The sequence below is a fragment of the Streptomyces himalayensis subsp. himalayensis genome, assembly GCF_013778455.1.
In the GTDB taxonomy this organism is placed as follows: Bacteria; Actinomycetota; Actinomycetes; order Streptomycetales; family Streptomycetaceae; genus Streptomyces; species Streptomyces himalayensis.
This window is the reverse complement of record NZ_JACEHE010000011.1, coordinates 21700-42144: the sequence shown is the minus strand read 5'-3', so window position 1 is coordinate 42144 and position 20445 is coordinate 21700. Positions and strand designations below refer to the sequence as shown.

The window sequence follows — 20445 nt, the reverse complement described above, 5'->3', positions numbered from 1 at the left end:
GCGGATGGCACCCCATGACCCAGCAGGACAGGAACGACAAGCAAGACAGCACCGAGCAGCCGAAGACGACGAAGACTTCGAGGACAAGGGGACGCCAGCGATGGGACGTGTTGAGGGCAAGATCGCGTTCGTCACGGGCGCGGCGCGCGGTCAGGGCCGCAGCCACGCCGTACGGCTTGCCGAGGAGGGCGCCGACATCATCGCGGTCGACCTGTGCCGCGACTACGAGACGGTGAACTACCCGATGGCGGGGCCGGACGATCTGAAGGAGACGGTCCGCCTGGTCGAGGAGCAGGGCCGGCGCATCGTCGCACTGCAGGCCGATGTCCGCCGTATCGACGAGATGCGCGGCGCGGTGGAGCGCGGCGTCGCCGAGCTTGGCGGTCTGGACGTCGTGGTGGCGCAGGCCGGTATCGCCCCCACCCACGGAGCGCCGCCGCTGCAGGCGTGGTGTGACGGGATCGACGTCGACCTGATCGGCACGATCAACGCGATCCAGGCCTCCCTGCCGCACCTGCGCGAGGGCGCCTCCGTCATCGCGACCGGCTCCACGGCGGCGCTGATGGACCACGGGATCGTCGAGACGCCGGGCACGAACCCGGGTGGGGCCTCATACGCCTTCGCCAAGCGCGCCCTGTCGGAGTACGTCCACGAACTCGCCCGCAACCTCGCCCCGTTGAAGCAGCGCGCCAACGTCGTGCACCCGACGAACTGCAACACGCCGATGCTGCAGAGCCCGCCGATGTACCAGTCGTTCCGCCCTGACCTCGAGAACCCGACGCGGGAGGACGCCGAGCCCGCGTTCGGGGTGCAGCAGGCGATGCCCATCCCTTACGTCGAGCCGATCGACATCAGCAACGCCATCCTGTTCCTCGCGTCGGACGAGGCCCGCTACATCACCGGCGTGCAGCTGCGCGTGGATGCCGGCGGCTATCTCAAGTGGTACGACTGGCGCCGCTGATCCGGACACCGACGCGCACCCGACGGATATCCGAGCCCGGCAGGGAGGCAGTACAGATGAAGGTCTACGTCGACCCGGAGCGGTGTCAGGGGCACACCCTCTGCGCCATGATCGCCCCGAAGGTCTTCCAGCTCGACGACGTCGACGGGCACTCGAGCCCCATCAGCGAGGACGTCCCCGCCGACCAGGAGGAACTGGTCGCCGAAGCGGTCCGCTCCTGTCCCGAGCGGGCCATCTCCCTCATCGACGAGCACTGATCGGCGAGCACTCAGGCGAGCACTGATCAGCGAGCACTGACCGGCGGGGCGTCAGCCCGCTCTCCGCCACCCCGACACAGGGAGGACCAGACCGTGAGCGCACAGGGCGCCCCGCAAGGCGAGGAGCGCAAGAGGAACCGGTACGACTTCGATCGCCACGCTCCCGGTTACCGGGAGCGGTTCGTGGAGATCACCGAGGAGATGCAGAGCCGCTGTCCGGTGGCGTGGTCGGAGACGCACGGCGGCCACTGGGTGGTCAGCGGCAACCGCGAGCTGTTCGAGATCGCACGGTCCGCGGAGTACCTCTCCAACGACCACGACGTGAAGGGCGAACGCCGCGGCTACCAGGGCATCAACATCCCCTATGCGAAACGGGGGAAGGGCATGCGGGGCGGGTTCCTCGAGATGGACCCGCCCGAGCAGCGGCACTACCGGCAGGCCCTCAACCCCTACCTCTCCCCCGCCGCCATCCAGCGCTGGATCCCGTTCCTCGACGAGGTGGCACGGGCGTGTATCGACGAGAAGATCGAGCAGGGCAGCATCGACTTCATCGACGACCTCGCGAACGTCGTGCCTGCCGTCTTCACCCTGGCCATGATGGGCATCCCGCTCAGGAACTGGACGATCTACAACGAGCCCGCGCACGCGGGCGTCTACACCCGGCCCGACTCACCGGAGATGCCCCGGGTCATCGAGATGCACATCGCGATGATGCGCGACCTGGCCGGCCAGTTGGCGGACGTCCGCAAGAACCCCCGGCCCGGCCTGGTGGACGCCCTGGTGCACGCCGAGATCAACGGCCAGACACCCCCGGACGACGAACTCCTCGGCGTCCTGGCCCTGCTCATCGGCGGCGGATTCGACACCACGACGGCGCTCACCGCGCACGCGCTGGAGTGGCTGTCGGAGAACCCCGGCGAGCGGGACCGCCTCAGCCGCGAGCGGGACACGCTGCTCGACTCGGCGACGGAGGAGTTCCTGCGCTTCTACACCCCGGCACCGGGGGACGGCCGCACCATCTCCGCCGACTGCGAGCTCGCGGGCACGGAGTTCAAGGAGGGCGACCGGGTGTGGCTGTCGTGGGCGATGGCCAACCGGGACCCGTCGGTGTTCCCCGAACCGCACACGGTCGATCTGGACCGCAAGGGCAACCGGCACAACAGCTTCGGCCTCGGCATCCACCGCTGCATCGGCTCGAACGTGGCCCGTACTGCGTTCAAGCGGATGCTGCTCCAGGTCCTCGACCGTATGCCGGACTACCGGTGCGACCCGGAAGGCACCGTCCACTACGAGACGATCGGCGTCATCCAGGGCATGCGTCAGCTGCCGGCGACGTTCACGCCCGGCAAGCGGCTCGGCCCCGGCCTCGACGAGACGCTGGAGATCCTCCAGAAGGTCTGTGACGAGCAGCGGCTCGCCGAGCCCGTCACGGTGCGCACGACGCGGGCCGATATCCCGCGTTGACGGCGATCCTCCGCTGAGCGCGCCGTCGTTCACGCATCGCTCGTGGCCGTGCCGGGCGCGGACGGCCACGTGCGCGGCATCCACCACCCGTTGATCCGCGAGAACCGTCTGTGAGGAGATCCTGTGGCCCAGCCTTCGGGGCGTCCCCTGCCTCTGCTGACCGAGGAGAGCGAGTTCTTCTGGACGTCCGGGTCGGACGGCCGTCTGCGTTTCCAGGAGTGCGAGTCCTGCACGTCCCTGGTCCACCCGCCGCAGCCGGTGTGCCGCCACTGCCGGGGGCACGACTTCCGTGTGCGGGAGGTCTCCGGGTACGGGACGCTCGTCGGCTTCACCGTCAACGAGCGGTTCAGCCTGCCCGGACTTCCCGCCCCGTACGTCGTGGCGCAGGTGGCGATCGACGAGGACCCGCGGGTCCGGCTCACGACCAACATCGTCGAGTGCGAGCCCGGGCAACTGAGCCTCGGCATGCGGATGGAGGTCGTCTTCGAGCAGGTCGAGGACGTGTGGCTGCCCCTGTTCCGCCCCGCGGCCGACCAGCCGGAGGCCGCCGAACTCCCACCGGACGAGGTGGAACCGGACGAGTATCCGCGTCTGGTGCGGCCGCCGGTGCGTACCGAGAAGTTCGAGGAGAAGGCCGCGCTCACCGGCATCGGAGCCTCCGAGCTCGGGCGCCGGCTCATGCGCTCGCCGCTGTCGCTGACGATCGAAGCGTGCGAACGGGCCGTCGCGGACGCCGGTCTGACGCTCGACGACATCGACGGCCTTTCGACCTATCCGGGGGCCGGTGCGTTCGGCGGCTTCGCCGAGGGCGGCGTCACCGCGCTCGAGTCGGCCCTGGGCATCCGGCCGACCTGGTACAACGGCGGCGGTGAGACCTTCGGTCCTGGCGGTTCGGTGATCGCGGCGATGCTGGCGGTGGCGGGCGGTCTGGCCCGGCATGTGCTGTGCTTCCGCACATTGTGGGAGGCCACGCACGCGGATCTGGCCCGCCACGGCAAGCTGCCCCAGGCCGCGCCCGGCCGGGTGGACGGGACCCACGCCTGGCGGATGCCGTTCGGCGCCACGTCCGCCGCGCACCTGCTCGCGCAGGGCGCACAGCGCCACTTCCACCGGTACGGCACCACCCGCGAGACCCTCGGCTGGATCGCCCTCAACCAGCGGGCCAACGCGGCCCTGAACCCGACGGCGATCTACCGCGATCCGATGACCATGGACGACTACCTGTCGGCGCGGACGATCACGACACCGTTCGGGCTGTACGACTGCGATGTGCCGTGCGACGGTGCCGTCGCCGTCATCGTGTCGGCCGTCGACGCCGCACGGGACCTGGCCAGGCCTCCGGTGCTCGTGGAGGCCGTCGGCACGCAGATCATCGAGCGTCTGGAGTGGGACCAGAGCACGTCGACGCACGAGCCGCAGGTGCTCGGGCAGGCAGCCCATCTGTGGACGCGGACGTCGCTGCGGCCCTGCGACGTCGATGTGGCCCTGCTGTACGACGGCTTCACCTTCAACTGCCTGTCGTGGATCGAGGCGCTCGGCTTCTGCGGCATCGGCGAGGCCGGGGACTTCCTCGACGGGGGCAAGAACATCGCCCGCGACGGCGTTCTGCCGCTCAACACCCACGGCGGCCAGCTGTCCCACGGGCGCACCCACGGCATGGGCCTGATGCACGAGGCCGTCGTCCAGCTGCGCGGCGAGGGCGGGGAACGCCAAGTGGCCGACGCCCGGGTCGCCGTGGTCAGTTCGGGCGGCCTCACCCCAAGCGGCGTACTTCTCCTCAGGACGGACACGTGACCTACAGCGACACCGAACACGCGGCGGAGGCCGGGGCGGACGATCCGCCGTACGCGCACGGCAGTCCCGTCGTGCCGCGCGTCGTCGACGTCGACGGCATTCCCCTGTCGGCGCTGGTGTGCGAAGCGCCCCGGCCCCGCGCCGTGATCGTGGCCCTCCACGGGGGCGGCACCACGTCGACGTACTTCGACTGCCCCGGCCATCCGCGGCTGTCGCTGCTGCGGACCGGAGCCGCGCTCGGAATCACCGTCGTCGCACTCGACCGCCCGGGGTACGGCGCCTCGGCCGACTACGCCGCGAAGGTCACCGACACCGCACGCCGCGTGGACCTCGGCCATGCGGCGGTCGAGGGGCTGCTGGCAGGCCGGTCGCGAGGCACCGGGGTGTTCCTGATGGCGCACTCGGCAGGGTGTGAGCTGGCGGTGAGGATGGCCGCCGACGAGCGGGGGCAGGACTATCTCGGCCTGGCGATCGGCGGGTTCGGACGGGCGCTCGACGCGCACGCGAAGCAGGTGCTGGACAGGACCGATGAGGAGGCGGGCGGGGATGCCAGGCCCGCCCGCGGCCGGCGCGCCGTGCTGTGGGGACCGAGCCGGCTGTACGCACCCGACGTGTACCGGGGCGCCGCGATCTCCTCGCCCTCTCCCCCGTACGAGACGGAGGACCGGCCCTGTAAGACCGAGTACCCCGAGCTGGCGGCACGGTTGCGGATCCCGGTGCACATCAGCCTCGGTGATCACGAGACGGTGTGGCGGTCCGGGCCCGCGGCGCTGCCCGAGATCGCCTCGCTGTTCACCGCGTCGCCGCGCGTGAGCGTCAACGAGCAGGCGGAGAGCGGCCACAACCTGAGCCTCGGCCTCGCGGCCCTGGCCTACCACCTGAAGGTGCTGTCGTTCGTCGAGGAGTGCGTGGTGCGGCGCGAGCAAGGGAGGACGCGATGACGGGCGTCGACGCGGTCGCCGTGCTGCTGGTGCGGGCCGTCCTCGGCATCACCATGATCGTGCACGGTGTGAACCACTGGCGGGGCGGCGGCCACATCGAGGGCACCGCCCGTTGGTTCTCCGGACTGGGCCTCAAGTACGGGCGGCTGCAGGCATGGATGAGCGTCTTCACTGAAGTAGGCGCCGGTGTGCTGCTCCTGCTCGGCCTGGCCACACCGCTGGCCTGCGCCGCCGTGATCTCGGTGATGCTCGTCGCGGGGCTCCTCGCGCACCGGCGCAACGGCTTCTTCGTCTTCAAGGACGGCTACGAGTACGTCCTCGTGCTCGCAGTGACGTCCCTTGCGCTGGCCATGCTCGGCCCCGGCAGCCTGTCGATCGACGCCGCGGGCGACATCGAGGTGAACGGGTGGGCCGGCGGCGGCATCGCGCTCGGGGTCGCCGTGGCCGCGACGGCAGGACTCCTCGCCCTGTTCTGGCGCCCCGAGCGCCCCACCTCCGCGGACGAAGCCGCATGACGGCCGTGGCCCGCACGCAAGCACCACGACACGCACCCTCGGACCAGGAGGCCCCCGTGACGCACGTCGGATTCATCGGCCTGGGCAGCCAGGGCGCCCCCATGGCCCGCCGGATCATCGAGGCAGGCCATCCGGTGACGCTGTGGGCCCGCCGCCCCGCCACCCTCGTACCGTTCGAGGGCACCCCGGCCAAGGTGGCCGCCTCACCGGCCGAACTCGCCGCGGCCAGCGACATCGTGTGCGTGTGCGTCGTCGACGACGCGGATGTGGAGGAGGTCGTCCTGGGCGAGCGGGGTGTCCTCGCCGGGCTGCGCCGCGGCGGCGTCATCGCCGTGCACAGCACGATCCATCCCGACACCTGCCGGGGGCTCGAGGCGCGCGCCGCGGCGCAGGACGTCCAGGTGGTGGACGCGCCGGTGAGCGGAGGCGCGCCGGCCGCGGCGGAGGGGCGGCTGCTGGTGATGGTGGGGGGCGAGTCCGGCACCGTGCGGTACTGCCGCCCGGTCTTCGAGAGCTTCGGCGACCCCGTGGTGCACCTCGGGCCGCTGGGGTCGGGACAGGTCGCCAAGCTCCTCAACAACGTGCTGATGACCGCCAATCTGGCGACCGCCGCCGACACGCTCGCCCTCGGGCGGGAGCTGGGCGTCGATCCGCGGGCTCTCGCCGAGGCCGTCGGGCACGGCAGCGGCGCCAGCTACGCGCTGGGCCGGATCGCCGGGCACGGCGGCTCGCTGGAGGCGATGGCCCCGTACGCCGGTCGGCTGCTGCGCAAGGACGTACGCCTCCTGGCGCAGCTCACCGGCGCCGCCGGTGAGGGCGGGGGCACCGTGCTCGCGGCCGCCGACGCCGCGCTGGAGGAGATGGACCACCCCCGGTGACGCGCCTGCGGCGGACACATCCACGACGCCGCACGCGCGAGGCCTAAGCAGATTTCCACTTCAGAGAATATGACTTCAGCGATGCAGGAGGCGGGATGCCTGTCAACGGGAAACTGCTGATCGACGGTCAGCTCCTCGACGCGCCACGGAGGTACGAGAGCCTCAACCCGGCCACGGGAGAAGTCCTCGGCCAAGCGCCCGACGCGACACCCGCCGACGCGGAGGCCGCCATCGCGGCCGCCCGTCGCGCCTTCGACACCACCACATGGGCGACGGACAAGGACTTCCGCATCCGGTGCCTCGACCAGCTCTATCAGGCGCTGAACGACCACAAGGAAGAGCTGCGCGAGCTGACGATCGCCGAGGTCGGCGCGACCCGCGCCCTCACCCACAGCGCGCAGCTCGACGACCCGATCAACATCGTCCGCTACAACGCCGATCTGCTGCGCACGCATCCCTTCACGGGGGACCTCGGCGAGATCGACTCGCGCGGGCAGCGCCACCACCGCTGGGTGGAGAAGGAGCCCGTCGGCGTCGTCGCGGCGATCCTGCCGTACAACTACCCCAACCAGCTGGCGCTGGCGAAGCTCGCCCCCGCGCTCGCCGCCGGCTGCACGGTCGTCCTCAAGGCCGCCCCCGACACACCGCTGATCACCCTCGCACTCGGCCGGCTCATCGCCGAGCACACCGACATTCCGCCCGGCGTGGTCAACGTACTGTCCTCGTCGGAGGCGGCGGTCGGCGAGGTGCTGACGACGCACCGCGACGTCGACATGGTCAGCTTCACCGGCTCGACCGCCACCGGCCGCCGCATCATGGCCGCCGCGAGCGAGACGGTGAAGAAGGTCTTCCTGGAACTGGGCGGCAAGTCCGCCATGATCCTCCTGGACGACGCCGACTTCGCCGCCGCCTCCATGCTCGCCGCGTACATGATCTGCACACACGCGGGACAGGGGTGCGCGCTCACCTCCCGGCTCCTCGTGCCGCGCGAGCACCACGACGCCGTCGTGGAGCAGGTCGCGCAGCACTTCGGCCGCGTCCGCCACGGCGACCCGTCAGATCCCAAGACGTACATGGGCCCCCTGATCAGCGAACGGCAGCGCGACAAGGTGGACGGCATGGTGCAGCGCGCCGTCGCGGCGGGCGCGAAGCTGGTGACCGGCGGCGAGCGCGTGAACCCCGGCTTCTTCTACACGCCGACGCTCCTGGCAGGGGTGGACCCGGACAGCGAGATCGCCCAGGAGGAGGTGTTCGGCCCGGTCCTCGCGGTCATCCCGTTCGAGGACGACGACGACGCGGTGCTCATCGCGAACAACTCCGTCTACGGGCTGTCGGGCGGCGTACAGAGCCGGGACCAGGAGCGGGCCCTCGCGGTGGCGCGCCGCATCCGCAGCGGGACGGTCAGCATCAACGGCGGCAACTACTTCGCGCCGGACGCGCCGTTCGGCGGCTACCGGCAGTCCGGCATCGGCCGGGAGAGCGGCGTCGCGGGCCTGGAGGAGTTCCTGGAGTCGAAGACGTTCGCGACGGTGGTGGCGTAGGCCCGTATGAAGGGGCGGCCTGCTGAGACGAGGTCTCGGCAGGCCGCCCCTTCATTGGGCGCCGCGATGCCGTCACATCACCAGGCCGCCGTCCACCGGCAGTACCTGTCCGGTGATGAACGACGCTGCGTCCGACGCGAGGAACACGAACGCTCCGGCCACCTCCTCGGGCTCCGCCCAGCGTCCCAGCGGGATGCGCGCGAGCATCGGCGCGGCGAACTTCTCGTTGGTGCGGATGTTCTCCGTCATAGGGGTGGCGGCCAGCGGCGCGAGCGCGTTCACGAGGATCTGCTTCCGCGCCAGTTCGCGGGCGAGGGACTTCGTCAGACCGACGATGGCGGCCTTGGCCGCGGAGTAGTTGACCTGGCCGAGCGTGCCCGTGATGCCGGCGGACGAGGTGACGTTGATGATGCGTCCCGTGCCGTCGGCCGGCAGGTGGGGCAGGGCGGCCTGCGCGCAGTGGAACGCGCCCATGACGTGGATGTCGATGACGCGCCGGACGTCGTCCTCCTTGAGGTCGGGGAACATGGCCGGCGCCGTCACGCCCGCGTTGTTGACGAGAATGTGCAGTGTCCCGCCGCCCAGCGCGGCCGCCTGGGCCGCCGCGTCGTCGGCCGCCGCCCGGTCGCGCACGTCGAGCCCGGCACTGTCCGCCTTGCCGCCGTCGGCGCGCACCTGCTGGGCCGTTGACGCTGCGGCCCCGGCGTCGATGTCGGTGACCAGTACTGCGGCGCCCGCGCGGGCGAGTGCCTTCGCCACGGCGGCGCCGATCCCGCCGGCCGCTCCCGTGACCAGCGCCGAGCGCCCCGTGAGATCGAACGGGGCGGCGTGATTCGCCATGACATACCTCCTGCTTGAACTCATGAAGGGCGGGCCCGACCGTGAAGTGCCGCCGCCCGGACGGCGGCGGCACTGACTGCGCCTTGCTGTGTCGTCTCCCGGCGCCGAGGAGCCTCCCAGGCCCCAAGGCCTTGGGGAGAGGACCTACTTCTTGGCAGCCGCCACGGCCGCACGCGCACGCGACCGGAACGCCTCCAGCTTCTCGGACGGCTCGATCACGCGCTTGCTACGGGACTGGATGCTGACGTCGTGCCCGGCCACGGCGCGCCGCAGCGCCCCCACGGTGGCCTGCTCGCGCGGCACGTGGGCGAACGGGTCGAAGGAGTACCAGCGCATGGCGTTCTCGTGGGTCATCTTGTTGGTGTCCTCGTCCGGCACCTCGAACCGCTCCAGGACCTCGCCGAGTTCCTCGGGCGCGCCAGGCCACATCGAGTCGCTGTGCGGGTAGTCCGCCTCCCAGCAGATGTTGTCGATGCCGATCTCGTGACGGAGCTTCACCCCCAGCGGGTCGCTGATGAAGCAGGTCAGGAAGTGGTCGCGGAACACCTCGCTGGGCAGCTTCCCGCCGAAGTCCTGCAGGGTCCACGTCGCGTGCATCTCGAAGGTGCGGTCGACGCGCTCCAGGAAGTACGGGATCCAGCCGGTGCCGCCCTCCGACAGCGCGATCTTGAGGTCGGGGTAGTCCTTCACGGGACGCGACCACAGCAGATCGGCCGCCGCCGAGACGATGTTCATCGGCTGGAGGGTGATCATCACGTCGGGCGGCGAGTCGACAGCCGGGACCGCGATCCGCCCCGAGGATCCGATGTGCACCGACAGCACGGTGTTCGTGTCGCACAGCGCCCGCCACAGCGGGTTCCAGTACGGGTCGTGGAAGCTCGGGTAGCCCATCACGGCCGGGTTCTCGGTGAAGGTCAGCGAGTGGCAGCCCTTGGCGGCGACCCGGCGCACCTCCTGAGCGCACAGCTCGGCGTCCCAGATGGCGGGCAGCGCCATCGGGATGAACCGGCCGGGGTAGGCCGCGCACCACTCGTCGATGTGCCAGTCGTTGTACGCCCGCACCAGCGCGAGCGAGAAGTCGGGGTCCTCGGTGGCGAACAGGCGGGCAGCGAAGCCGGGGAAGGACGGGAAGTTCATCGAGGCGAGGATGCCGCCCGCGTTCATGTCCTTGACACGCTCGTGCACGTCGTAACAGCCGGGCCGGATCTCGTCCAGACCCTGCGGCTCGAGTCCGTACTCCTCCTTGGGCCGCCCGGCGACCGCGTTGAGCGCCGCGTTCGGGATCACCGTGTCCCGGAACCGCCACACGTCCGTGCCGTCGTCCCGGTGGACGAGCTGCGGCGCGTCGTCCCGGTACTTCTTCGGCAGATGGTTCACGAACATGTCGGGCGGCTCGATGATGTGGTCGTCGACGCTGATGAGGATCAGATCGTCCCGTTGCATGTCGGTCCCTTTCAGTCGGACGCGGGCAGCGCCTTGGCCGCCTTGAGGGTCATCGGGACGCCGTCGCAGCTGAGCGATCCCGAACCGGAGGAGGTGCAGAGCAGCTCGAGCGTCTCGCCGGCGTCCACGTAGCGCTTTCCGATGAGCGTGGCCGCCTCGGGGCCCCCGGATGGCGGTGCGGGCCTGGCGGAAGGCGCCGGAACCATCGGCCCGCCCCCGCAGGTGATGGCCGGCCGGCGGTCGGCCGGGGCACGGACGACGATCACCCGGGTACTGCACACGGTGCTGGCCAGCTGGAGACCGGGGCGCAGTTCCTGGGCCGGTGACGTCATGGCGTTTTCCTTTCGGACGGGCGCCCACGGGCCGGGCACGGTCCATGGACACCAAGTCACCCTCTCAGTAAAGGGAAACTAGCTTCTCGCTACACGGCAATCAACCACTCGTGCCGAACAATCGGCGGACCTTGCACAAGCCGCCGCGACGGCGGTTGACGCAGCCTCGCCTCCATGAAACCCTGAAACGCACATCTGGAAACATCGTTCTCGATATAGAGAATCAACGAGCTGCCCGCCTTGTCGGCGGGGCGTCCCGTGCGTCGTAGGGAAGGACGGAATCAACCGTGTCCACTGACGACCTGATGGAGATCCACCAGCTGCTCGCCCGCTACGCGGTGACCATCACCAAGGGCGACATCGACGGCCTGCTCAAGGTCTTCACCTCCGACGGGACGTACAGCGCGTTCGGCGACACGTATCCCCTCGACGAATTCCCGGCGTTGGTCGCGGCCGCTCCCAAGGGCCTGTTCCTCACCGGTACGGCGGTGATCGAACTGGACGGCGACACGGCGACGGGCACCCAGCCGCTGTGCTTCGTCGACCACGCCACGCACGACATGCGCATCGGCTACTACAACGACACCTACGTCCGCACACCGGACGGCTGGCGGCTGCGCACCCGCGCGATGACGTTCATCCGCCGCAGCGGAGCCCACGACTCCGGCCGTCCGCACGCCTTCGAGCGCAACAGCGCATGAACGTCGCCGAGTTCCGGGCGGGCCTGACAGCCTGGCTCGACGAGAACGACCTACGGCCCGGACCCGAGCACTCCCTCGACGCACACGTCGAGCAGCTCTCGCGGGTACGCCGCGCGCTGTACGAGGCAGGGTGGATGCGGTACGGCTGGCCGGCCTCGGTCGGCGGCCTCGGCGGCCCCGCCGTCCTGCGTGCCGTACTCGGCGAGGAGGTCGCAACGCGTGGCCTGGCCGAGCCCGGCATCTACTCGATGATCGAGGTCCTGACCCCGACGATGATCTCGTACGCCCGTCCGGAGCTGGCGGCCGAGATGGTGCCGCTGCTGCTTGGCGGGCGCGAGCAGTGGTGCCAGGGCTTCTCCGAGCCCGGCTCCGGCAGCGACCTCGCCTCGCTGTCCACACGCGCCGAACAGCGCGGCGACGAGTGGGTGGTGACGGGCCAGAAGGTATGGACGAGCCTTGCCCAGTACGCCTCGCGCTGCGTCCTGCTCACCCGCACCGCACCCGGCCATGCCGGGATCACCGCGTTCTTCGTCGACATGGACTCCCCCGGCATCACCGTCCGCCCGCTGCGCACCATGCACGGCGTCGACGAGTTCGCCGAGGTGTTCTTCGACGAGGTGGTCGTGCCCGGCGAACGGATGCTGGGCCGCCCCGGCGACGGCTGGCAGCTGGCGATGGACCTGCTGCCGCACGAGCGCTCCGCCTGCTTCTGGCACCGTGTCGCCCACCTGTACACGCGACTCGACCGGCTGCTCGAGGAGACGAGCGCACGGGACGAGGATGCCGTCGGTGCCGCCTACCTGGCGCTGCACACCGTCCGCTGCCGCTCCCACGCGACCCAGCGGCGCCTTGCCGAGGGCGCCAGGCTCGGCCCGGAGACGTCCGTCGACAAGGTGCTCCTGGCCACGGCGGAGCAGCGGCTCTTCGACACCGCACGGGACCTGCTGCCGGGGGTCGTCGAACTGGACGACACTCCCTGGCGCACCGAGTTCCTGTACTCGCGCGCGGCGACCATCTACGGCGGCACCGCGGAGATCCAGCGGAACATCATCGCCCGCCGCCTGCTCGACCTGGGAAAGGAGTGACGGCCACGTGACCGTGGACGCCGCCGAACTCGACCTGCTCGCCGAGACCCTCCGCAAAACCATGGCGACGCACACGGGCAGTGCCCTGGACACCGCACTGAGGGAACTGGGCTGGGCCGAGATGCTCACCGAGATGACCGACGAGACGGTCCCCGTGGTGTTCCGGCTGCTCGGCGAGACGGGGGCCCATGCCCCGTTGGTCAATGACGTGGTCCTGCACGCGTCCGGGCTCCCCACAGGCACCACCGTCCCCCTGCCGTACGCGGGCGGAACCTGGGTCCTTTGGGATCGAGCGGACGGCGCGAAGACGTCCGCGGGCAGCGAGGCCCTGGACGGCGAACTGCCGCTGCAGCGGGTGGCCGACGGGAACCCCGTGCCGCTCGCCGAAGGCCGCCGGGCGCTGGGCTGGTGGCTGGCCGGCACCGGCCGGGCCATGCTGTCCCTGGCTCGGTCGCACGCCGTGGACCGCGTCCAGTTCGGGCGCCCTCTGGCCTCCTTCCAGGCGGTACGGCACCGGCTCGCCGAAACCCTCGTCGCCATCGAGGGCGCCGAGGCGACCCTTCGAGCGGCCGAGGACGACCTTGGCTGTCTGCTGGCGAAGGCGGCGGCCGGCCAGGCTGCGCTGACGGCCGCCCGCCACTGCCAGCAGGTGCTCGGCGGCATCGGCTTCACGGCCGAGCACGACCTGCACCGCCATGTGCGGCGTGCCTACGTCCTGGACGGCCTGCTCGGCAGCGCCAGCGAGCTGACCCGCGAGGCGGGGGCGCTGCTGCTGCGGCAGGGTTCGGCACCGCGCCTGACCCAGCTCTGACGGACCAGCGCATCGCAGGGCACGGCGCCTGGATGCAACGGGTGGTGGGCCCGGACGCCCCCTCACCGTCCGGACCCACCCGCTCTCTTCCGCGCCCTACCGCAGCTTCTGCTTCATCTCGTCCAGCTTCGCGAGGATCGGGTAGCCGGTGACGCTCAGGGCGTTGCCGTGCCCGGTCTGGTGGATGTCGAAGACGGACTGGATCGCGGCGTGGAAACCCTGCACGTCCAGCGTCTGGTTGACGGCCCGTTTGGCCTGGCGGAGCCCGAAGGACGGCATGGTCGCGATCCGCTCCGCCAGCGCCCGTACCTCTTCGTCGAGTCGGTCGCGGGGCACGACCTTGTTGACCATGCCGACGCGTTCGGCCTCATCCGCGGTGAGCGGGCGGCCTGTGAACAGGATCTCCTTGGCCTTCCGGGCGCCCAACTCCCAGGTGTGGCCGTGGTATTCGACGCCACCGATCCCCATGATGGCCACCGGGTCGGAGAACAGCGCGTCCTCGGCGGCGACGATCAGATCGCAGGGCCAGCACAGCATCAGCCCACCCGAGATACACCGGCCCTGGACAGCGGCGATCGACGGCTTCGGCACGTTCCGCCAGTGCAGGGTGTAGTCCAGATAGCGACGGCTCTCCGTCGAGTAGATCCACTCCAGGGTGATCTCGTCGGGGCCCGGCCAGCGGTCGTTGAGGTCGTGCCCTGCGGAGAAGTGCCTTCCCTCTGCGCGCAGCACGATGACCTTCACGTCATCGTCCTCTGCGGCCCGCGTCCAGGCCGCGTCGAGCTCATCGAGGAGCTCGGCGTTCTGGGCGTTGGCGACCTCGGGCCGGTTCAGGGTGATCGTCGCGATGCGGTCCTTCGCCTCGTACAGGATGGTCACGGCGGCTCCTCAGCGTCGGGGCAGGCCGAGCACGCGCTCGGCGATGATGGTGCGCTGGATCTCGGACGTGCCGCCGGCGATGGTCCGCACGTACTGCTGCAGGATTCAGGAACGCCGCGAACGCGGCCCGGAAGGCCTCGACGTCGTCATCGAAGGTCAGCCGCATGACTCTCCTCCTGCTTGGCGACAACGCCGATAATATCGTTCTCGATGATAGAAATGATAGTCTCCATATCGGCTGACCTTCGCCCGCACGGAGGTGGAGGCGGACGGCGGGCTGCGCCCTGGCCTGAAGCCCCGCCGGGCGGCCGCGATGGTGATGCAGACAGCGATGTTCCTGGCGCAGTCCAGCGGACCCACGGAAAGCCCGACCGCCCACCCGCTGACCTCCGACGAAGTCTGGGAGTTCTGCTCCGGAGGGTTTGGCACGTCTGCCGGTGTGCTGAGCAGTAGTGAGTCTTGGTGAGTGAGAGTGAGTGCTGGGCGGGCCGGGCGGGCTGGGTCTGGTCGTGCATGTGTTGGCGGCTCGCTTGCGTGGTGTGTGTCCTGGGGCGTTCTGGAGGCGAACAGAGTTTCTTTGGTCGAATGGGTGACCTTTGCCGGTGGTGGTCGTTGAGTGCCGTGACGGGATCGTCGGGCCGGGGGACAGGGGGGTGGACGGAGTGCGGGAGCTGGCGGCGCCCTTCGTGGTGCCGGGGCCTGCGGGGGTGGCCGTCCGGGACCGACTGCGCGTGACGGACCGGGACGTGGGCGTGCTGCGTGAGGTCGGCGCCTTCCTCGGCTCGCTGGCCGCCGGTGATCTCGCCGACCGCTGCCGCATGGGCCCGGAGCACGATGCCGCCGCCTGGGCGGTGCGCAAGCAGAAGCTGACCGGCCGGTCGTCATCGCGCTGGGCGGGCAGCATCACCAAGGCCACCCACGACCAGTGGGCGCTGGCCCGACGCGCACAGGCCGCGCATATCGCCTGGCTGCGCGGGCAGATCACGCAGATCCAGGCCCGGCTGGCCCGGCCGCTGGGTGCCAAGGCCGACAAGCGCGAAGGGCTGTCGAAAGGCTATGCCTCGCGGCGCGAGTGGCACGCCAAGTCCCGCCGCCTGCACACCCTCCAAGACCGGCTGGCCAAGATGGAGGCGGACCAGGCTGCGGGCCGGGTGCGCGTGGTGCGCGGCGGCCGCCGCCTCGCCAACGTCCGCCACCACCTGGCGCAGGCCGGGCTTGAGGAGAAGGCGTGGCGGGCGCGGTGGGAGGCCGCCCGGATGTTCCTGGCCGCGGACGGGGAGTCCGGCAAACGCTTCGGTAACGAGACCATCCGCATCACCGACACCGGCCAGATCTCCATCAAACTCCCCGCACACGTCGCGCACCTGGCAAACGCGCCGCACGGCCGGTACGTACTGGACGCTGTGGTCCGTTCAGGCATCGGGGCGAGGAGTGGCACGACCGGATCTCGGCCGACCGTGCGGTGGCCTACCGCATCCACCACGACGTGCTGCGCGGCCGCTGGTATGTGACGGCGTCCTGGCAGCGTGCCGCCGTACCCGTCCTGCCTCTCCCGGCCGCCCTCGCCCGGGGCACGGTCGGGGTCGACATGAACGACGACCACCTGGCGGCCTGGCGCCTCGATCAGCATGGCAACCCCGTCGGCGAACCGCAGCGCTTCTTCTACGACCTGTCGGGCAGCGCCGCGCACCGGGACGCACAGATCCGGCATGCGCTGACCCGCCTGCTGCACTACACGCGCCGCTGTGGCGTGGCCGCGATCGCCGTCGAGGATCTCGACTTCGCGGCGGACAAAACCCGGGAGAAGCACGGACGGAACAAGCGGTTCCGCCGGTTGATCTCCCGCTTCCCGACCGCGAAACTCACTGCACGGTTGGTGTCGATGGCCGCCGAGCAGGACGTGGCGATCGTCGCGGTCGACCCCGCCTACACCAGCCGGTGGGGTGCCCAGCACTGGCAGAAACCGCTGGCCACCGGCCGACGACAGACGACCCGGCACGATGCCGCGAGCATCGCGATCGGGCGACGCGCCCTCGGGTATCCGATCCGGCGACGGACGGCACCGCCCCGTATCCACCAGAGCGATGGATACGGGCATCGGACCGACCAGGCCGCACAGGGCACCCCAGGACGTGAGGGACCCCGCCCGCCTGCCACGGACCGCGCGCCTGGAGTGCCGCCGCCAAGCAGGACGCGAAAGCGGGGAACCAGCCGGGCATCCAACACCGTTCGGGATGCCCGCAGTGACCAGGTATGGGTCCAAGACTCACTCCTGCTCACTTAATTGGAACGGTTCACCCGCGACTGAGGCGCATACGTTCGTAGACCGCCTTCGAGGGCGAAGCGAGAATTCTGTTCTCGCATCCAAAGAACTCTCTTACACTCGGTGCATGTCAGACCTCTGGAGCGATCTTCTCGACTGCCTCGGCCTGCGTGCGCTTCCGTCACCGCCCCCACAACCGGGCACGGGTGGCGCGGGCGTACAGCTCCCGAGCCCTCAGTCCGCCCGCCTGGTCTTCGAAGGCCCCAACCAGCAACTGAGTTACCACCGACTGTTCGGCGGACAGCTTCTGGCCCAGTTCGTCCGCGCCGCGTCACTTGCCTGCCCCGGCAAGGCCGTCAAGTCCCTCCATGTGCTGTTCCCGCGCGCCGGTCGTACGGATGAGACCGTCCGCTACGAGGCAGAGTGCCTGCACGAGGGCGGCACGTTCGCCACCTGGACGGTCGTCGCCCGGCAGCGGTCGGGCGTGGTGGCCACGGCGTCGGTGTCGATGCATGCCGACGAGGGCGGACCCGACCACCAGACCGTGGCGCCCGTGGCCGCTCCCCTGTCCCCGGAGCACCGGGTGGAGCTCGATCTGCTCCCCTGGGAAACGCGGGCATCCGCCGATCTCGACTCCCCTGCGGCGCAGCCGCCGGAACTCGACCTGTGGATGCGCACGCCGGAAGCCGACCCCCACCTCGCCCCCGCCCTGCTCGCGTACGCCACGGACCTGACCCTCATCGGCACGGCTCTCCGCCCGCTCGAGGGAGTCAGTCAGCAGGACGCCGGAAAGGCTTTCACCTCAGCGGTCACCTCGCACACCGTGTGGTTCCACCGGCCCTTCCGTACCGACGAGTGGCTGCTGCTCCGCCAGCACTCTCCGCTCGTGGCGCACGGCCGCTGCCATGGACGCGGTGACGTGCTCACCACCGACGGCTCCCTCGTCGCGTCGTACGCACAAGAGGCCCTGCTGCGTTTTCGTCCGGCAGACCGCCCGGCAGACCAGCCCTCGTCGTAGCCTGGCCGACGGGGCGGGGGCACCCCCCGTGGGTGCCCCCGCAGTCCGAGCAGGTCGTCAGAAGCGCTTGGTCAGCCTCACGGCGCAGCCACCTCGATCACCAAGGCCGACCCCATCCCACCCCCCGCGCACATCGACGCGACGCCGATCCCGCCGCCCCGGCGCCGCAGTTCGTGCACGAGCGTGACGAGCATGCGGCCGCCGGTGGCGGCCACCGGGTGGCCGAGGGAGCAGCCGCTGCCGTTGACATTGACCCTGTCCGGGTCGAGGTCGAGGAGGCGCACGGTCGCGACGCACATGGAGGCGAAGGCTTCGTTGATCTCGTAGAGGTCGACGTCTCCGGTCGAGAGGCCCGCGCGGGCGAGGGCCTTGGGGATCGCCTGGACGGGGGCGAGCCCGGTGTCGGCGGGGTCGACGCCGACGGATGCCCAGGAGCGCACGGTGGCCAGGGCGGGCAGGCCCAGCCGGTCGCTGGCGACCGCCAGGACGGCGGCGCCGTCGTTGCCGCCCGCCGCGTTGCCCGCCGTGATGCTGAACCCCTCGATCTCCGGGTGCAGCGGTTTGAGCGCGGCCAGCTTCTCCAACGACGTGTCGCGGCGTGGGTGTTCGTCGACCCGGAAGGGGCCGTGCGGCGTGTCGACGGGTACGGTCTCCGCGTCGAAGCGGCCCTCGTCGATGGCGCGTACGGCATTGCGGTGCGAGCGCAGCGCCCAGGCGTCCATCTCCTCCCGGCTGACGCCGGCCTTGACGGCCGCGTTCCAGCCGACCGTGATCGACATGTCGAGGTTGGGGGCGTCCGGCCGCTCCGGGTGGGTGGGCGGCATCCATGGGTCCGTCCACTCACCGGCCACCCGGAAGCGCGACCTGGGCGCGGTGGAGGCGGAGTTGACGCCGCCGGCGAGGACGACCTCGTCCATCCCGGCACGCACGGAGGCGGCGGCGGACTGGACGGCGGCGAGCCCGGCGGCGCAGTGCCGGTTGTGGGCCAGCCCCGGTACGGAGGTCAGGCCCGCGGTGATCGCGGCGTGGCGGGCGATGACGCCGCCACCGTACAGGCCCTCGCCGAGGACGACGTCGTCGATGCGATCCGGCTCGATGCCCAGTCCGGCGAGGCGCTCGGCTGCGGACCGGACGACGAGGTCTGCCAGGTCGTAGGCGGTGGTGTCGCGCAGCGTTCCCTTGAAGGCGGTGCCGACGGGGGTGCGCAGGGCGGACACGATGACGGCTTCGGGCGCTTCAGGCATGGGTGGTCTCCAGGGAATCCAGGGTGTCCAGCTCGGCGAGGAGGGCTCGGCGCAGCAGCTTTCCGGTGTCGGTACGCGGGAGTTCGGGGCGGAAGACGATGGCGTCGGGGGTCTTGGAGGTGCGCAGCCGGGCCTTGGCCCACTGCCGGATCTCGTCCGGGTCCCCGTCGCCGACGAGGACCGCGACGATCCGCTGCCCCCACTCCTCGTCCGGTACGCCGACCACGGCCGCCTCCATGACGCCGGGGTGGGCAAGGAGGACGTCCTCGATCTCGGCGGGAGCGATGTTCTCGCCGCCGCGGATGATGGTGTCGTCGGCGCGCCCCTCGATGAAGAGATAGCCCTCCGCGTCCAGGCGGCCCCGGTCCCGGGTGGGGAACCAGCCGTCGGCGTCCAGGGCGCTGCGCCCCCGGTACTCGCCGGAGATCTGTTCCCCGCGCACGAACACCAGGCCGGTCTCGCCTGCTTCGCAGGGCTTGCTTTCCTCCGTGCGCACGGCGATCTCGACGCCGGGCAGGGCGCGCCCCACGGAGGTGAGCCGGTCACGTACCGCCGGGTCGTCGGAGGCGACGGCGGCGCGGTGGTCCTCGGGTCCGAGGACGGCGATCGAGGAGGCGGTCTCGGTGAGCCCGTAGGCGTTGACGAAGTCGGTGGCCGGGAAGGCGCGCAGCGCCTTCTCGACGACGGTCCTCGGGGTGCGGGCGCCGCCATAGGCGAGGCTGCGCAGGGTGGGCGTGCCGGCGTCGCCGCCGTCGGGCACGCGGTCGACGATGCGGGCCAGCATGGTCGGCACCAGCATCGCGTGGGTGACGCGCTCCGCGCGCACGGTGCCGAGCCACTCTCCCGCGTCGAACGCGGGCATGTAGACGACGCGTCGGCCCGTGTAGAGGTTGGACAGCAGGTTGGTCAGCCCGGCGACGTGGTAGGGCGGAACCGCCACCAGCGCCGCGTCGCCGTCCGCCGCCGAGGCGAACTCCAAGGTGTTCAGCACATAGGCGAGCAGGTGCTTGTGGCGCAGGAGGGCCGCTTTCGGCGCGGCGGTCGTACCGCTGGTGTAGAGGATGACGGCGACGGCGTCCTGGTCCCATGGCGCTTCATGCTCCGGGCCGGGGTCCGACTCCGTCGAGGCGTCGACCAAGTCATCGAGGTCGTCGGGCCCCAGGACCAGAGCCCCGGGATGCCGCTCCTCGATCTCCTTCAACTGGTCGCTTCCCAGGCGGTAGTTGAGCGGCACGAACGGGACGCCGGCCAGGGCCGCTCCGAACAGCGCCACGGGATAGGCGAGGTGGTTGACCCCCCGGTAGAGGACGGCGGGCGCCTCACGGAAGCGCCCGGCGGCGCGGCGCGCAAGTCCCTGGAGTTCGGCGGCCGTCAGCGAACGACCGCCAGCCGTCACGGCCGCCCGCTCACCGCCCGAAGCAGCCATCTCGAGAATCATCGTGATATTCATGAGAGTGCTATTCTCATGCTCGAAGAGC

The 20445-nt window shown here is 70.7% G+C and carries 18 protein-coding genes and 1 pseudogene; 13 read left to right on the top strand and 6 right to left on the bottom strand.

Going from position 1 to position 20445, the window contains the following annotated elements; genetic code table 11:
* Window positions 1-100: 100 nt before the first annotated feature.
* The 8 genes from H1D24_RS18920 to H1D24_RS18885 all read left to right on the top strand — a co-directional run bounded on the left by H1D24_RS18920 (window position 101) and on the right by H1D24_RS18885 (window position 8351).
* Window positions 101-961 (top strand): mycofactocin-coupled SDR family oxidoreductase, encoded by an 861-nt coding sequence (locus tag H1D24_RS18920; RefSeq protein ID WP_181658796.1) that lies wholly within the window; start codon window positions 101-103, stop codon window positions 959-961.
* A gap of 56 nt (window positions 962-1017) precedes the next feature.
* Window positions 1018-1218 (top strand): ferredoxin, encoded by a 201-nt coding sequence (locus H1D24_RS18915; protein ID WP_181658795.1) that lies wholly within the window; start codon window positions 1018-1020, stop codon window positions 1216-1218.
* A 93-nt stretch (window positions 1219-1311) separates the two neighbouring features.
* Window positions 1312-2682 carry a cytochrome P450 gene (locus H1D24_RS43610; RefSeq protein ID WP_309484381.1) on the top strand — a complete coding sequence of 457 codons (1371 nt, stop codon included), beginning with the start codon at window positions 1312-1314 and terminating at the stop codon, window positions 2680-2682.
* A 123-nt stretch (window positions 2683-2805) separates the two neighbouring features.
* The gene (locus H1D24_RS18905) at window positions 2806-4476 is read left to right on the top strand and encodes a thiolase C-terminal domain-containing protein (protein WP_181658794.1); all 1671 of its coding nucleotides are present in this window, start codon (window positions 2806-2808) and stop codon (window positions 4474-4476) included.
* Window positions 4473-5417: an alpha/beta hydrolase gene (locus H1D24_RS18900; protein WP_309484380.1), complete on the top strand. Its 945-nt coding sequence runs from the start codon at window positions 4473-4475 to the stop codon at window positions 5415-5417. Before H1D24_RS18905 ends, H1D24_RS18900 begins: the two co-directional genes overlap by 4 nt.
* Window positions 5414-5932, top strand: coding sequence for a DoxX family protein (locus H1D24_RS18895; protein ID WP_181658793.1), 519 nt, complete (start codon window positions 5414-5416; stop codon window positions 5930-5932). Before H1D24_RS18900 ends, H1D24_RS18895 begins: the two co-directional genes overlap by 4 nt.
* A gap of 56 nt (window positions 5933-5988) precedes the next feature.
* Window positions 5989-6810, top strand: coding sequence for an NAD(P)-dependent oxidoreductase (locus tag H1D24_RS18890; protein WP_309484379.1), 822 nt, complete (start codon window positions 5989-5991; stop codon window positions 6808-6810).
* Between the two features lie 95 nt (window positions 6811-6905).
* Window positions 6906-8351, top strand: a complete 1446-nt coding sequence (locus tag H1D24_RS18885) for an aldehyde dehydrogenase family protein (protein WP_181658791.1) — start codon at window positions 6906-6908, stop codon at window positions 8349-8351.
* Window positions 8352-8423: 72 nt separating this feature from the next.
* Here the strand turns inward: H1D24_RS18885 and H1D24_RS18880 are convergent, their stop codons facing one another.
* The 3 genes from H1D24_RS18880 to H1D24_RS18870 form a co-directional block, all read right to left on the bottom strand.
* Complete coding sequence (locus H1D24_RS18880) at window positions 8424-9191, bottom strand: SDR family NAD(P)-dependent oxidoreductase (RefSeq protein WP_181658790.1); 768 nt, start codon at window positions 9189-9191, stop codon at window positions 8424-8426.
* Between the two features lie 144 nt (window positions 9192-9335).
* On the bottom strand, window positions 9336-10634 hold the full coding sequence (locus H1D24_RS18875) for an amidohydrolase family protein (protein ID WP_181658789.1): 1299 nt from the start codon (window positions 10632-10634) through the stop codon (window positions 9336-9338).
* Window positions 10635-10645: 11 nt separating this feature from the next.
* Window positions 10646-10966 carry a hypothetical protein gene (locus H1D24_RS18870; protein WP_181658788.1) on the bottom strand — a complete coding sequence of 107 codons (321 nt, stop codon included), beginning with the start codon at window positions 10964-10966 and terminating at the stop codon, window positions 10646-10648.
* 287 nt (window positions 10967-11253) lie between these two features.
* On the opposite strand from H1D24_RS18870, the gene H1D24_RS18865 reads away from it, so the two are divergent.
* The 3 genes from H1D24_RS18865 to H1D24_RS18855 are packed head-to-tail and all read left to right on the top strand — an operon-like array spanning window position 11254 to window position 13563.
* Window positions 11254-11667: a nuclear transport factor 2 family protein gene (locus H1D24_RS18865; protein ID WP_309484378.1), complete on the top strand. Its 414-nt coding sequence runs from the start codon at window positions 11254-11256 to the stop codon at window positions 11665-11667.
* Window positions 11664-12752, top strand: a complete 1089-nt coding sequence (locus H1D24_RS18860) for an acyl-CoA dehydrogenase family protein (RefSeq protein WP_181658787.1) — start codon at window positions 11664-11666, stop codon at window positions 12750-12752. The genes H1D24_RS18865 and H1D24_RS18860 overlap by 4 nt, the downstream gene beginning before the upstream one ends.
* A gap of 7 nt (window positions 12753-12759) precedes the next feature.
* Window positions 12760-13563, top strand: a complete 804-nt coding sequence (locus H1D24_RS18855) for an acyl-CoA dehydrogenase family protein (RefSeq protein WP_309484377.1) — start codon at window positions 12760-12762, stop codon at window positions 13561-13563.
* Window positions 13564-13659: 96 nt separating this feature from the next.
* Here the strand turns inward: H1D24_RS18855 and H1D24_RS18850 are convergent, their stop codons facing one another.
* Window positions 13660-14442 carry an enoyl-CoA hydratase gene (locus H1D24_RS18850; RefSeq protein WP_181658786.1) on the bottom strand — a complete coding sequence of 261 codons (783 nt, stop codon included), beginning with the start codon at window positions 14440-14442 and terminating at the stop codon, window positions 13660-13662.
* A 653-nt stretch (window positions 14443-15095) separates the two neighbouring features.
* Between H1D24_RS18850 and H1D24_RS18845 the strand changes: the two are divergent.
* Together H1D24_RS18845 and H1D24_RS18840 are read left to right on the top strand one after the other, a co-directional pair.
* A pseudogene (locus tag H1D24_RS18845) lies at window positions 15096-16726 on the top strand (IS200/IS605 family accessory protein TnpB-related protein).
* Between the two features lie 106 nt (window positions 16727-16832).
* A complete protein-coding gene (locus tag H1D24_RS18840) occupies window positions 16833-17723 on the top strand; it encodes an acyl-CoA thioesterase (RefSeq protein WP_181658785.1) in 891 nt (296 codons plus the stop codon).
* 77 nt (window positions 17724-17800) lie between these two features.
* Here the strand turns inward: H1D24_RS18840 and H1D24_RS18835 are convergent, their stop codons facing one another.
* Together H1D24_RS18835 and H1D24_RS18830 are read right to left on the bottom strand one after the other, a co-directional pair.
* Complete coding sequence (locus H1D24_RS18835) at window positions 17801-18967, bottom strand: thiolase family protein (protein ID WP_181658784.1); 1167 nt, start codon at window positions 18965-18967, stop codon at window positions 17801-17803.
* The gene (locus H1D24_RS18830) at window positions 18960-20417 is read right to left on the bottom strand and encodes a class I adenylate-forming enzyme family protein (RefSeq protein ID WP_181658783.1); all 1458 of its coding nucleotides are present in this window, start codon (window positions 20415-20417) and stop codon (window positions 18960-18962) included. Before H1D24_RS18830 ends, H1D24_RS18835 begins: the two co-directional genes overlap by 8 nt.
* Window positions 20418-20445: the final 28 nt, after the last annotated feature.

Excerpts from the sequence above, each read along its gene's own strand:
- H1D24_RS18920 (WP_181658796.1), top strand. The coding sequence starts at position 101 with ATGGGACGTGTTGAGGGCAAGATCGCGTTCGTCACGGGCGCGGCGCGC.
- H1D24_RS18915 (WP_181658795.1), top strand. The coding sequence starts at position 1,018 with ATGAAGGTCTACGTCGACCCGGAGCGGTGTCAGGGGCACACCCTCTGC.
- H1D24_RS18895 (WP_181658793.1), top strand. The coding sequence starts at position 5,414 with ATGACGGGCGTCGACGCGGTCGCCGTGCTGCTGGTGCGGGCCGTCCTC.
- H1D24_RS18885 (WP_181658791.1), top strand. The coding sequence starts at position 6,906 with ATGCCTGTCAACGGGAAACTGCTGATCGACGGTCAGCTCCTCGACGCG.
- H1D24_RS18880 (WP_181658790.1), bottom strand. The coding sequence starts at position 9,191 with ATGGCGAATCACGCCGCCCCGTTCGATCTCACGGGGCGCTCGGCGCTG.
- H1D24_RS18875 (WP_181658789.1), bottom strand. The coding sequence starts at position 10,634 with ATGCAACGGGACGATCTGATCCTCATCAGCGTCGACGACCACATCATC.
- H1D24_RS18870 (WP_181658788.1), bottom strand. The coding sequence starts at position 10,966 with ATGACGTCACCGGCCCAGGAACTGCGCCCCGGTCTCCAGCTGGCCAGC.
- H1D24_RS18860 (WP_181658787.1), top strand. The coding sequence starts at position 11,664 with ATGAACGTCGCCGAGTTCCGGGCGGGCCTGACAGCCTGGCTCGACGAG.
- H1D24_RS18840 (WP_181658785.1), top strand. The coding sequence starts at position 16,833 with ATGTCAGACCTCTGGAGCGATCTTCTCGACTGCCTCGGCCTGCGTGCG.
- H1D24_RS18835 (WP_181658784.1), bottom strand. The coding sequence starts at position 18,967 with ATGCCTGAAGCGCCCGAAGCCGTCATCGTGTCCGCCCTGCGCACCCCC.
- H1D24_RS18830 (WP_181658783.1), bottom strand. The coding sequence starts at position 20,417 with ATGAATATCACGATGATTCTCGAGATGGCTGCTTCGGGCGGTGAGCGG.